The following is a 12,563-nucleotide window of genomic DNA, read 5'->3' as shown; positions in this document are numbered from 1 at the left end:
CGGTTGTCGGTGCTATGCGTCAGAATTGAGTTCAGGGCCAGCGCACACGCCGGTGGACCATCGAGTCTCCGGCAGAGCTAATCGAGGGGCACGAATGTCCGGACTGATCGACACCACGGAGATGTATCTCCGCACCATCCTCGAGCTGGAGGAGGAAGGCGTCGTCCCCATGCGCGCCCGGATCGCGGAGCGGCTCGACCAGAGCGGCCCGACGGTGAGTCAGACGGTGGCGAGAATGGAGCGCGACGGTCTGGTGGCGGTGGCGAGCGACCGGCATCTGGAACTCACGGACGAGGGGCGGCGGCTGGCCACCCGCGTCATGCGCAAGCACCGCCTCGCCGAGTGCCTGCTCGTCGACGTGATCGGTCTGGAGTGGGAGCAGGTGCACGCCGAAGCCTGTCGCTGGGAGCACGTGATGAGCGAGGCGGTGGAGCGGCGCGTGCTGGAGCTGCTGCGCCACCCGACCGAGTCGCCGTACGGAAACCCGATCCCGGGCCTGGAGGAGCTGGGCGAGAAGGACGGCGCGGACCCGTTCCTGGACGAGGGCATGGTCTCGCTGTCCGAGCTGGCCCCGGGTCCGGACGGAAAGACCGTGGTCGTCCGGCGGATCGGCGAGCCGATCCAGACGGACGCCCAGTTGATGTACACGCTGCGGCGGGCGGGCGTGCAGCCCGGCTCCGTGGTGAGCGTGACCGAGTCGGCCGGCGGCGTCCTCGTCGGCAGCGGCGGCGAGGCCGCGGAGCTGGACGCGGACGTCGCCTCCCACGTGTTCGTCGCCAAGCGCTGACACGGTTCCCGGTACCCGCGAGGGGCAGTTCCCGGGCGTCGACCGAGGGGCCGGCAGTCGCCGGCCTTCACGTCGGCGTCCGGGAGCACGCCGGACACCGTGGGGCGCACCCGCCCCGCACGGCTCCGGATGCGTCAACTGCCGTGACAGCAGGGGCTGTTGTGACGTCCTCGCGACCTTTTCGAAACCAAGATTCAGTGTGCCGAATCGCAGCGCCGGGACCGTTTGCGTGCAAGGCTGTCGCGTGAGGCATATGACCTGAGGGCTCTTGACCGTCTCCGGGAGCGATGGTGAACGGTCGGGGAGGGGACATGAGGATGTGCCGCAGATGCGGAGAGGGCCCCGGCGCCTTCCGGCGCCGGGGCCTGTCCTCCCCTGTGCTGACCCGGAGCCCCGAGCTCCCAGGGTCATTCCCCTCGGACCGTTTTCCCCGAGCGGTCCGCCTCCCGCAGAAGATCTCCCCCGGGCGACGGCGGTCAATCCTCGTGGGCGGTCACTCGAACGAGGGGTGTTGCAGGCGGAAAGGCCATTTTCGAATCCCCATTCGATAACGTGACGATGTGGCGGGGCGCGCGAGGAGCGCCGACCGGCACGGCGGGAACAGCGGCAGGGAGCGGTACGAGTGGACCGGCCGGGAAGTGCGGGAGCGAGCGGGTCCGAGCGAGCCAGGGGGGTGCCATTACCGATGGTGCGGCGCATCGACGTGACGGGAGCGGGCGGCGTACGCCTCGCCGCCTGGGAGTTCGCCGACCCTCCCAAGGGCGACCGGCCGAAGGCGCCCGGCGTGCTGTTACTGCACGGCCTCATGGGCCGCGCCTCGCACTGGGCGTCCACCGCCCGCTGGCTCTCCGAGCGGCACCGTGCCGTCGCCCTCGACCAGCGGGGCCACGGCCAGAGCGACAAGGCCCCGGAGGCCGAGTACACCCGTGAGGCCTACGTCGAGGACGCCGAAGCCGCCCTCGAGCAGCTCGGCCTCGGACCGGCCGTCGTCGTCGGCCACGCGATGGGCGCGCTGACCGGCTGGCAGCTCGCCGCCAAACGCCCCGATCTCGTCCGCGCCCTGATCGTCTGTGACATGCGGGCCTCGGCGCTCGGCGCCGCCTCCCAGCGCGAATGGGAGGACTGGTTCAAGGCCTGGCCCGTCCCCTTCGCCACCCTCGCCGACGTGCGGAAGTGGTTCGGCGAGGACGACCCCTGGGTGGAGCGCCGCAATCCCTCCCGCGGCGAGTTCTACGCCGAGGTGATGCACGAGTCCCCCGACGGCTGGCGCCCCGTCTTCGAACCCGAACAGATGCTCAAGTCCCGTCAGACGTGGGTCTATGACGCCCACTGGGAAGAGCTCGCCCAGGTCCGGTGCCCCTCCCTCGTCGTACGGGGCCTCGACGGCGAGCTCGGCCGCGCCGAGTCCCAGGAGATGGTCCGGGTCCTGCCGCGCGGCCAGTACGCCGAGGTCGCGGACGCCGGCCACCTCGTGCACTACGACCAGCCCGAGGCGTGGCGCGCCGCCATCGAGCCGTTCCTGGACGGCGTGCTCACCGGGTAGGACCGTTTCCGCCCGGATGGTCCCGGGTTCCGTCGCGACGTGCCGAGCGGGTCGGAGCGCCGGCCGACGCCGCCTTGTGTGAATGGGCTGTTCACGCTTCTTGTCGCGCCGTCAGGCCGGAATTAGGGCTTCCGCGTTGAGATGTGGTAGCGCCGTGCGTCACAAGATGATCACGAACGTTCATGGGATCTTCACCTTTAGTTCACATGCTGTGCGCAATGGCTCCTGCGGCGCGGTGTGCCGCCTCGGCCGCTCAGCCGTCATGCCTGGGAGGCGTGTTCACCGCAAGGCCGCCACCATCCATCGTCACGAAGAAAGAACCAGTACATGCGCATACGCGGCATTCTCACCACCGGAGTCGCGGCTTCCGCGGCGATCGCCCTCGGCGCCGGTTCCGCCTCGGCGATCGAGTACAACCCGGCCACGGGTGCCGGCTTCGTCGGCAAGGGCGCTGTCCAGACCGCCCTCGGCTACAACAACGCGGCGCTCCAGAAGGCCGTCGACGCCAAGAGCCTCGCGTTCACCGCCGAGCAGGCGACGACCACGCCGCTGTCGCAGGACGTCACCCAGGCGGGTTCGCAGGCCGGCACCCAGGCGGGCGTCCAGTCCGGCACCCAGTCGGCCACCCAGGCGGGCACCCAGGCGGTGTCGCAGGAGCTGACCTGCACGTACACCAACGGCAACGGCACCAAGGTCTTCCACCGGGAAGGCGAGCGCGAGGCCCTGCGTACCGGCACCCGGACCGGCTCGCGCGTCGGCACCCGCGAGGGCAGCCGGGACGCCTCCCGCGAGGGCACCCGCGCCGGCAGCCGTGCCGGTAGCCTCGGCGGCTCCCTGAGCTACGACATCGATGTCGAGGCCCGCAAGGCCAACCAGTACACCGGCTTCATCCTCAAGGGCTGGAAGGGCGAGCCGACGTACACGGCCGGCGCCACCACCTGGAACTCCCCGTCCTTCGGTGACTGGGAGTTCGGTGACTGGGAGTTCGACGGCTACCAGTTCGCCGGTGACTACCAGTTCGCCGGCGACTTCCAGTTCGGCGGCTACACGTTCGCCCCCATTTCCGCCACGGTCTGGGGCGAGTGGGACGCGGCTCCGGGCGAGAACCCGGACGACTGCCTCCGCAGCTCCAACGCCGACAAGATCACGCAGCTCAGCAACGTGATCACGGAGGGCGCCACCACCGACGGCACCATCACGGAGGGCGGCATCACGGACGGCGCCATCGCCGACGGCGCCATCACCGACGGAGCGATCGACGAGGGCGCCATCGACTACGGCACCGAGGTGCCCGGCGTGCGGACCATCACCGGTTCCGCCAAGGTGCTCGTCAACGGCAAGGCCCTCTGAAACACCCGCTCCACAGCGGTAACCGCATGACAGCGGCAGCCCCCGGCCACACCCAGTGGCCGGGGGCTGCCGCCCGTTCAGCCCTTGCTGACCGCCGTCAGGATCTCCGGCAGGCGTCCCGCCGTCCGGGGTGCCGCGAGCCTGAGGCCCAGCAGCGTGATCAGCGTCCCGTAGACGGCTCCCACGGGCAGCAGCAGCCAGGTCCAGCGGTCGCCCTGGGCGCTGACGTTCAGCCAGATCGTCAGGGCGATGACGGGGGAGGAGAGCAGGGCGGCCGAGACCAGGCCGCCGAAGATGGCGATCCAGGCGAGACCGGTCTGACCCGGGGCCACGTTCTTGTAGCCCTCCTGGGGAATGGAGTACGGGAAACGGGCCGAGGACCAGGCTCCGGTCGCCAGCATCGCGCCGAGCAGCGCGAAGGACAGCCCGAGCGCTTCGGGCAGCTGCTCCCACGCGCCGAGCAGCCCGGTCGTCAGCGTGGTCACGAGCGTCGCGTACGGCAGGGTGATCAGCAGCAGGGCCAGCGCCCGCCCGCGCAGTTCGACGTACGCGTCACGGGGCGAGGAGATCGTCAGCGCCACCATCCAGAACGCGGACGTGTCCTGCCCGAACTGGTTGTACATCTGGATCCCGAGCATCCCGGCCGCGAAGCACGAGAAGTAGACCGAGCCGGTGCCCTGGAGCGCGTTGAACACCGGCACGATCAGACCGATGGCCAGCGAGGTCACCCAGGCCGCCTTGGTCTTCGGGTCGCGCCACACGTACCGCAGACTGCGCTCCATGACCGTGCCGGTGCGTCCGGCCGGGAGCAGCCGCGCGAGCCCCGACGAGCCACGCCCGCGGGCCTCGGGTTCCGCGGCCTGGAGCGTGGACCCGTCGGGCGAGGTCATCAGCCGGGTCAGATGACGGGACCAGAGCGCCAGAAGCCCCGTCAGGGCCGCGGCGCACAGCGCGAGCTGGACGGCCCCGGCCCCGTACGAGCCGTCGCTCACCGAGTCCACGGCACCGATCGCCGACCCGGGCGGGATCCAGCGCAGTACGTCGCCCACCGGGTCCAGCGCCGACATGCCGCCCGCCGAACCGAGCCGCTGGGCGCCGAAGTTGACGAGCTGGGCGCCGACCGCGACGACCAGTCCGCTGAGCACCGCCAGATCGCGGCCCTTGCGGCTGGACAGCAGACGGATGTTGGCGGCCGCGACGGCCCGGGCGAGGGCCACGCAGACCAGCAGGGCGAGCACGAGGGCGACCACCGCCGTCGCGTACGCCGCCGCCCCGTGCGCGACCGAGATCACCGAACCGAGCAGCAGGCAGAACGTGAAGAGCGGTCCGATGCCGACCAGGGAGGCGGCCAGCAGCGCCCGGACGAGCGGTCGCGGCCGCAGCGGCAGCATCACCAGCCGCGTCGGGTCGAGCGTCTCGTCGCCGCTGGGGAAGAACAGCGGCATCACCGCCCAGCCGAGCGCCAGGACCGCCACCAGCAGGACGCCGACGGCGGTGGCGTGGGCGTTGCCGCGCAGTGCGATCAGGCCGAGCAGCTGGAGCGCGGCGAAGAGCAGGACGAGCACCGCGGACGCGATGAAGGCGGCCCGCCGCCCGGTGGACTGCCGCAGGCCGTTGCGCAGGAGGGAGAGCTTCAGACGTACGACGACGGGGGTGATCGACGCGGTGGACACGCCGGCGGGGGCGCTCATCGGGAAGTCCCGCCGCCCAGCCAGTCCAGGTCGGCCGTGGTGCCGGGGCCGTGCGCGCCCACCAGCTCCAGGAACGCCTGCTGGAGCGAGGGCGCCTCGCCGCGCACCTCCGCGAGCGGACCGTGCGCGCGGATGCGTCCGGCGGCCATGACGGCGACCCAGTCGCACAGCGACTCGACCAGCTCCATCACGTGGGAGGAGAACACGACGGTGGCGCCGGAGGCGGTGTACCGCTCCAGGACGCCCCGGATGGTCTGCGCGGAGACCGGGTCCACCCCCTCGAACGGCTCGTCCAGGAAGAGGACTTCGGGGTTGTGCAGGAGTGCGCAGGCCAGACCGATCTTCTTGCGCATGCCGGTCGAGTAGTCGACGACGAGTTTGTGCTGCGCGCCCGCGAGGCCGAGGACGTCGAGGAGCTGGGTCGCGCGCTTGTCGACCTCGGCGCCGGGCAGACCCCTCAACCGCCCGTTGTACGCGAGTAGTTCGCGTCCCGAGAGCCGCTCGAAGAGGCGGAGTCCCTCGGGCAGTACGCCGATGCGCGCCTTCACCTCCGCCGGGTCGTGCCACACGTCGTGACCGACGACCTCGACGGTGCCCTGATCGGGTCTGAGCAGCCCGGTCACCATCGACAGGGTGGTGGTCTTGCCCGCCCCGTTCGGTCCGACGAGCCCGATGAACTGCCCCGCGGGAAGCTCCAGATCGATCCCGGCCACGGCGACCTGCTCACCGAACCGCTTCCAGAGCCCCCGTATACGTACGGCGGGTACACCGCCGCCCTTCGCTCCCTCGTTCATACAGGCACCCTAGATCCCCGGGCCGCCCGCCACCCGTCCCCGCGGCCCGGTTCCTGCCGGCCCCCGCCGGTCCCTACCGGTCGCGCCCGCAGGCGTAGGCCAGCGGCGAGATCAGTTCCTCCGCGTCCGGCAGCCAGCGGTTCGCGGGCGTCGGACGGCAGGCCCACTGGACGGCACCCCGGGATCCGACCCGGGTCGGCGGCGCGGCCACGTAGGCCCCCTCGCCGAGCGTGCTCAGGTCGAGCGAGGCGGGCGGCCAGCCCAGCGCCCGCACCAGGCCCGGGACCTTCGCCGCGGCCCCGGGGAGCACGAAGAAGTGCATGCGGCGGTCCGGCGTGCACGTCACCGGCCCGAGGGCGAGATCCATGCGCCGCATACGGGCGAGCGCCAGGAACCCGGCCGTCTCGGGCACCTCGATCGCGTCGAACGAACGCCCCGTGGGCAGCAGGACCGAGGCCTCCGGCTGCAGCGACCAGAGCCGCTGCGCGACGGTCACGCTGCCCGTGGCCAGGCCCGCCCAGTCCGGGCGCGCCGGATGCGCGCCGGGCACGGGGCAGGCGGGATCACCGCAGGAACAGAGCCGCGCTCCGCCGGCCGTCACCAGCCAGGTGCCGGGGAACACGTCCCAGTGGCGTTCCTCGACGTAGCGCACGGCGGTTTCCCGCAGTGCTTCGCCGCGCTGCCGGGATATCTGTGCGGACTCGGTGCCCGCGATGGTCTCTTCCACGTGGACCTCAACTTCCGCGTCCACTGCGGGTTACGGGGGGCACGCGCGCGGGGGAGGAGCACTGGTTCCCCGCCCGGGGCGCATGGGTGCACGTGCGGGGGCGCGCGGGGGCGGCGGCAGCCGGTAGCGGGTAATCAGGGGTGGGGTCGGGCGACCGCCCTTACCCCGGCAATCCTCACATGTCTCGCATCTTCGGTATGTCTGCGGGGCATTGATCTTCCTGGCCGGTCCCCTCCGGGGCGCCTGCCAGCGAGGACACATCAACTCGGTGCGTGGGCAGGCACCGCAGCCACAGGGGGTACGCCATGGCCGCAAGGCCTCTCATCGCCAGGCAGCCGAACGAACGGCTGCAGGCGCTCATCCAGGAAGCGGGCTGCTCGAACGCCGGGCTGGCCCGCCGAGTGAACATGTGCGGCGCGGAGCACGGACTCGACCTGCGCTACGACAAGACGTCGGTCGCGCGCTGGCTGCGCGGTCAGCAGCCCCGGGGGCGGGCTCCGGCGATCATCGCCGAGGCGCTGGGCCGCAAGCTCGGCAGGACGGTCACGATCGACGAGATCGGCATGGCCAACGGCAAGAACCTGGCGTCCGGCGTCGGTCTCCAGTTCTCGCCGACGGTACTGGGCGCGATCGAGCAGGTCTGCGAGCTGTGGCGCAGCGACGTGGGACGGCGGGACTTCCTGTCCGGGTCGTCCGTCGCCGCCTCCGCGCTCGTCGAGCCGAGCCGCGACTGGCTGATCTCGTCGCCGGACTCGCAGGTGGCCCGGTCGGCGGGCCCGCGCGTCGGGCTCTCGGACGTGGCGGCGGTCCGCGCGATGACCCAGGCCCTGACCGACCTGGACCACCAGTACGGGAGCGGCCACGTGCGCCCGGTCGTCGTGCACTACCTGAACAGCGTGGTCTCCGGGCTGCTCGCCGGCTCCTACCGGGAGGCGGTCGGACGCGAACTGTTCGCGGCCGTGTCCCGGCTGACGGAACTCGCCGGCTACATGGCCATCGACACCGGACAGCCCGGGCTCGCCCAGCGCTACTACATCCAGGCCCTGCGGCTCGCGCAGGCGGCGGGCGACCGCGCGTACGGCGGTTACGTCCTCGCCGCGTCCATGAGCCACCTGGCCGCCCAGCTCGGCAACCCGCGCGAGATCGCGCAGCTGGCGCGCGCGGCCCAGGAGGGCGCGCGGGGGCGGGTGACCCCGCGGGCGGAGTCGATGTTCCACGCCGCCGAGGCGCGCGGGCACGCGCTGCTGGGCGACGCGCGCGCCGCGCAGGTGGCGTCCGGGCGCGCGATCACGGCCCTGGAGAACGCGGACGCGGCCTCCGGGGACGACCCGGCGTGGATCGCGCACTTCGACGAGGCGTACCTGGCCGACGAGCTGGCCCACTGCCACCGCGACCTCGGCCAGGCCGAGGCCGCCGCGCGGTGCGCCGAGGAGTCCCTGGCCGGCCTTCCCGAGTCGCGTGCCCGCCGCCGGGCCATCGGCTACGTCCTGCTGGCCACGGCACAGGTCCAGCAGCGCGAGGTGGAGCAGGCCTGCCACACGGGTCTGCGCGCCGTCGAACTGCTCGGCACGCTCCGGTCCAACCGCGGCGCCGAGTACCTGGAGGACCTGCAGCAGCGCCTGGAGCCGTTCCAGGACGAGGCCGTGGTGCGGGAGTTCGGGGCGCGCATGGAGCTGCAGGCGGCCGCGTGACCGTACGCGGGGGATCCGGGGGCCGGGGGCCGTCCGTGCGGGGTGTGATCATTTCGCTCCGCCGTCTTCCGGGCCCTCTTGCGTGAACATATGGCCCGTAGAGGCGTGAACGCCGGGAAAACGAGGGCGCTGCGACGGACGAGGAGTGAGATACAGCGCATTCGGGGGCGGTTTCGTTACCCGTGTCACAGGGTTCGGAGGTCACCACAGGTGCTGCGTGGCACCGGGTCGCGGGGACCCGGTAGCGTGAGCCGATGATTCCGAAGGTCCCCCATTCGTAGGAGTCCCGGTGACGCAGAGTGGACAGGGCGAGGAGCCCTCGGCGCGGCCCGCGCGCGAAGGCGTCGTGCTGCCCTCCGACGGCAGCGCGCCCCTGCTGCCGGGCACGACGGGTGACCGCGTGACCCCGGCCGGTGGCCCGGCCTGGGGCGGGCAGTGGGGTCCCGACCAGTCGGCCGCCGCCCCGCAGTCGGCCGACGGCTGGGGCGCGTCCGCGAACGCCGAGCCGTCGTGGGGCGCCTCCGCGCCCTCCGGGGCCCAGGGCTGGCCGGCGGCGGAGCAGCAGGGCGCACAGCAGGCGCAGGGTTTCGGCACGCCGGGATCCGGCTCCGCGCCGCTGCCGCCCGAGGGCGCGTCGGCCTCGGCGTACGGCGCCCGGAACGGCTATGCGCCGGGGGCGCACGGCCCGGGCGCGGCCGGCGGATACGACGGCTACGGCGCCTACGGGTCCCAGGAGCAGCAGGGCGGGCACGCCGGTGCCGGGACGCAGCTCCCGTCCGGCGGCGAGGACGGCGCCACCCAGTACATCCCGTACATACCGGCCGCTCCGGGCGGTGACGAGGGGGCGACGCAGTTCATACCGCCGGTCGCCGCCGCGCCGGACGAGGGCGCCACCCAGCTCATACCGCCGGTGGGGCCGGGCGCCCTGCCGCCGGAGGTCGGGGGAACCGGCGCGCCGCAGTACCCGGGGCAGACGGCGCGGAGCGGTTCGGACGCCGACGCCACGCAGTACATCCCGCCCGTGCCCGCGCAGCCGTCAGGGGCCTTCGGGATGCCCTCCGGCGCGCAGGACGAGCGGCAGCCCCCGGCGGAGTTCGACAGTCTCTTCCGCAGCGAGCCGGAAGCGGCCGGGGCGACGCAGATGCTGCCCCGGATCGACGGAGGCGCCCCGCAGGCCCCGTACGGCGCGGACGACAGGTACGGAGCCCAGCCGGCGCCGGGCGGTTCCGGCGGACGTGCCGCCGGGCGCCGTGGCGGCGCGTCGGCCGGTGACGGAAGGGGCGGCGGCCGCACCGGTTCGCGCGTCCCGGTGATCGCGGCCGTCGGTATCGGCATCGTCGTGCTCGGTGTCGGCGCGGGCGCTCTGCTCAGCGGCGGCGGGGGCGACGACGGCAAGGGCGACGACACCGGCAAGCCGGTGGCCGCGACCGCGAGCGCGCCCGCGACGGCGGGTTCGTCGGCGCCCGCCGGTGCCGACCCGGCGAAGGCGCAGGCCGTCGAGCTGGACAAGCTCCTCGCGGACAGCGCCAACAGCCGTGGCGCGGTGATCAGGGCCGTGGCGAACGTGAAGGCGTGCAACGATCTCGGCCAGGCGGCCAGTGATCTGCGGGACGCGGCCAAGCAGCGCAACGAGCTGGTCACCCGGCTCTCGGGCCTTTCGGTCGACAAGCTGCCGAACCACGAGGAGCTGACCGCCGCCCTCAACGGCGGCTGGAAGGCCTCCGCCTCGGCCGACAACCACTACGCGGCCTGGGCCGACCAGGTCGGCAACGGCAAGAAGGGCTGCCGCAAGGGCCAGGCCCGCACCACCGGGGAGAGCCAGGCGGGCGACCGGGCCAGCGGCACGGCCTCCACCGAGAAGGGGAAGGCCGCCACGCTGTGGAACTCCATCGCGGCGAAGTACGGCCTGACGCAGCGGGCCCGCACCCAGCTCTGACCACGCCCCGACCGCGTTCTGACCGAAGCTCTGACCACGCGCGAAGGCCCGGCCCCCTCGACCGTCCGGCGAGGGCGCCGGGCCTTCGTCGTGCGCGCCGTCCCGCTCCCGGCCGCCCGCGGAGGTCCTACTCCGTGCTGGCCAGGGTCTTCGTCATGTCGACGAACCCGTTGTGCTGCGACGTGAGCCGACCGTTGCGGATGACCTGGAAGGTGACGTCGGAGTTGACCAGGCGCGGGAAGTCGGCGATCGGGGTCTGCGCGTCGTAGCGCCAGCTCAGGGTCGGCGTGAGCCCGCCCGTGTTCACCTTGAGGCCGCTGTCGAGCTCGCGCCGGATGGTGAGGGGCGAGACCTCTCCCGCGCCGAGGGACTCGATGACCTTCTTCAGCACGGTGTAGGCGATCCAGGTGCTCTGCACCCCGGCGTCGGCGGGGTCGATCCGGTTGTCGCCGAAGGCCTGCTCCTTGATCACCGCGCGCATCGGGTTCCAGCGGGAGTCGTCGGCGGTCGGGTACCAGCCGGTGACGTACGAACCCTCGTAGGGACCCGACTTGCCGCCGGTGGCGTTGATCAGGGACTGGTCGATGTTGCCGATGACCGTCCCGGTGGCCACCTTCGGATAGTCCTCGGCGTCGCGCCGGAAGGAGTCCATGAAGGTGTTCGTGCGGTCGCCGAGCGCGGGGACCACACAGCCCTTCCTGGCCGGGTCGGAGCTCGCGTGCTCGAGCGCCTGCCGGGTCGGCTCCGAGTACTCGGTGGCGTCCTCGGCCGCCCGCTGGTCCGCGGCGCGCGAGTGGCCCAGCGACTTGAGCCCGGCGTCGAGCAGCACCGGCAGCTCGTCACCGGCGATGGTGTCGGGGCGTATGAGCGAGACGGGCCCGCAGTTCTTGCCGAGCTGCCGGCCGAGGCCCGCCAGCAGGACCCCCTGACCGCCGTTGACGGGGTACGACAGGGGGCTGGCGAACTCGTCGTCGGTTATCCCGAAGCCCCCGATGTAGGGGATGCCCGCGCTTTCCAGCGGAGCGAGGAACGCGCGGCTGTGCTGGCTGTAGGAGCCCACCACCGCGACGACGTTCTCGTCGGCGGCCCGCTCCGCGCAGTGCGCGGCGGAGACCGAGTCGTTGTGGTCGTTGCAGGTGAGGACCTCCAGCCGGCGCCCGTTGATGCCGCCGTGGGCGTTGATCCAGCGCGCGTACGCCTTCGCCAGGGCCGGCATGCCGGGCTTGTTCGTCGCGCTGGTCTTCTCGGGGGCCCAGGTCATCACCCTGACGGGGTCATCCCCGGAGCCCCCCGTGGCACCAGGGATGACCCCGCATCCGACGGCGACCGACGCGCACGCCACTAAGGCGCCCACGTGCAGCAGCTTGGCCTTGCGGGGCCGGGGCGGGTGGGGGGAGGTGGTGCGGGTACGTCGCCTACCGGTCATGGGCATGCACGATTCCGTCACACCGAAAATATTTGTGTGACCCATGGTCGACACCGGGTGACGCAGAGGTGAATTACAGGGGTCGATGAACTGTTTTTCACAGGGAACGTACGATCGATGACCGTGCAAGACTCGGAGAACCCTTCCCGCCGTGGCCGTCGCTCATCCACCATGGGCGGTATGCCACTGAACGACATGCCGTGGTGGCGCTGGCGCAGCAATGTGCGCTCCGCGCTGCACATGCTTTCCGACCCCGTCTTCCAGCGGGACGTCTGGCTCGCCGGGGCCGACGGGTACGGCGACGTCACCGACGCCGTGTACCGCCTGGTCGAGGACACCTGGCTGGACAACTGGTCGGCCGAGAAATACGTCGGCACGATCTTCCGGGACTCCCAGGAGGCGGCCCTCGTGGACAGCGCCGTCCTGCGGGTCCTGCGGATCATGCACCAGGTCGGGCCCGACGCGCCGGTCTCCGCCTATCTCGACCACCCCTCGTGGCCGGACGCCCTGCAGGCCGCGCGTGCCGCGCACGTACGGCTGGCGTCGAGCGACGGGGAGGACCCGGACGCACCGCCGCGCACGCTCGAGGTCCTGCACATCCTGACGCGGTCGGCATAG

10 protein-coding genes are annotated in these 12,563 nt (G+C 72.3%); 6 read left to right on the top strand and 4 right to left on the bottom strand.

The genetic code is table 11. The features are described from left to right. Positions 1 to 94: 94 nt before the first annotated feature. The 3 genes from ACFW6B_RS09210 to ACFW6B_RS09200 all read left to right on the top strand — a co-directional run bounded on the left by ACFW6B_RS09210 (position 95) and on the right by ACFW6B_RS09200 (position 3,680). Positions 95 to 787, top strand: coding sequence for a metal-dependent transcriptional regulator (locus tag ACFW6B_RS09210; RefSeq protein WP_386593670.1), 693 nt, complete (start codon positions 95 to 97; stop codon positions 785 to 787). Between the two features lie 685 nt (positions 788 to 1,472). Next, positions 1,473 to 2,330, top strand: coding sequence for an alpha/beta fold hydrolase (locus tag ACFW6B_RS09205; protein WP_386593668.1), 858 nt, complete (start codon positions 1,473 to 1,475; stop codon positions 2,328 to 2,330). A 327-nt stretch (positions 2,331 to 2,657) separates the two neighbouring features. Next, the gene (locus ACFW6B_RS09200; protein ID WP_386593666.1) at positions 2,658 to 3,680 is read left to right on the top strand and encodes a hypothetical protein; all 1,023 of its coding nucleotides are present in this window, start codon (positions 2,658 to 2,660) and stop codon (positions 3,678 to 3,680) included. A 77-nt stretch (positions 3,681 to 3,757) separates the two neighbouring features. Here ACFW6B_RS09200 and ACFW6B_RS09195 read toward each other — a convergent pair whose 3' ends face one another. The 3 genes from ACFW6B_RS09195 to ACFW6B_RS09185 form a co-directional block, all read right to left on the bottom strand. Continuing rightward, the gene (locus ACFW6B_RS09195) at positions 3,758 to 5,371 is read right to left on the bottom strand and encodes a transporter (RefSeq protein WP_386593664.1); all 1,614 of its coding nucleotides are present in this window, start codon (positions 5,369 to 5,371) and stop codon (positions 3,758 to 3,760) included. Then, positions 5,368 to 6,165 carry an ABC transporter ATP-binding protein gene (locus ACFW6B_RS09190; RefSeq protein ID WP_386593662.1) on the bottom strand — a complete coding sequence of 266 codons (798 nt, stop codon included), beginning with the start codon at positions 6,163 to 6,165 and terminating at the stop codon, positions 5,368 to 5,370. The genes ACFW6B_RS09195 and ACFW6B_RS09190 overlap by 4 nt, the downstream gene beginning before the upstream one ends. Positions 6,166 to 6,238: 73 nt before the next feature. Further along, the gene (locus tag ACFW6B_RS09185) at positions 6,239 to 6,892 is read right to left on the bottom strand and encodes a bifunctional DNA primase/polymerase (protein ID WP_386593660.1); all 654 of its coding nucleotides are present in this window, start codon (positions 6,890 to 6,892) and stop codon (positions 6,239 to 6,241) included. 305 nt (positions 6,893 to 7,197) lie between these two features. On the opposite strand from ACFW6B_RS09185, the gene ACFW6B_RS09180 reads away from it, so the two are divergent. Beyond that, positions 7,198 to 8,583 (top strand): transcriptional regulator, encoded by a 1,386-nt coding sequence (locus tag ACFW6B_RS09180; RefSeq protein WP_386593658.1) that lies wholly within the window; start codon positions 7,198 to 7,200, stop codon positions 8,581 to 8,583. Between the two features lie 289 nt (positions 8,584 to 8,872). Continuing rightward, entirely contained in the window at positions 8,873 to 10,519 is a 1,647-nt protein-coding gene (locus ACFW6B_RS09175) for a hypothetical protein (RefSeq protein WP_386593656.1), read from the top strand. Positions 10,520 to 10,646: 127 nt separating this feature from the next. Here the strand turns inward: ACFW6B_RS09175 and ACFW6B_RS09170 are convergent, their stop codons facing one another. Beyond that, a complete protein-coding gene (locus ACFW6B_RS09170) occupies positions 10,647 to 11,945 on the bottom strand; it encodes an ABC transporter substrate-binding protein (RefSeq protein ID WP_386593909.1) in 1,299 nt (432 codons plus the stop codon). A 117-nt stretch (positions 11,946 to 12,062) separates the two neighbouring features. Between ACFW6B_RS09170 and ACFW6B_RS09165 the strand changes: the two genes are divergently transcribed. Further along, a complete protein-coding gene (locus ACFW6B_RS09165; RefSeq protein ID WP_386593655.1) occupies positions 12,063 to 12,563 on the top strand; it encodes a hypothetical protein in 501 nt (166 codons plus the stop codon).

The organism is Streptomyces sp. NPDC058751, from assembly GCF_042746485.1.
Lineage (GTDB): Bacteria > Actinomycetota > Actinomycetes > Streptomycetales > Streptomycetaceae > Streptomyces.
This window is presented reverse-complemented; position numbering and strand designations above follow the sequence as displayed.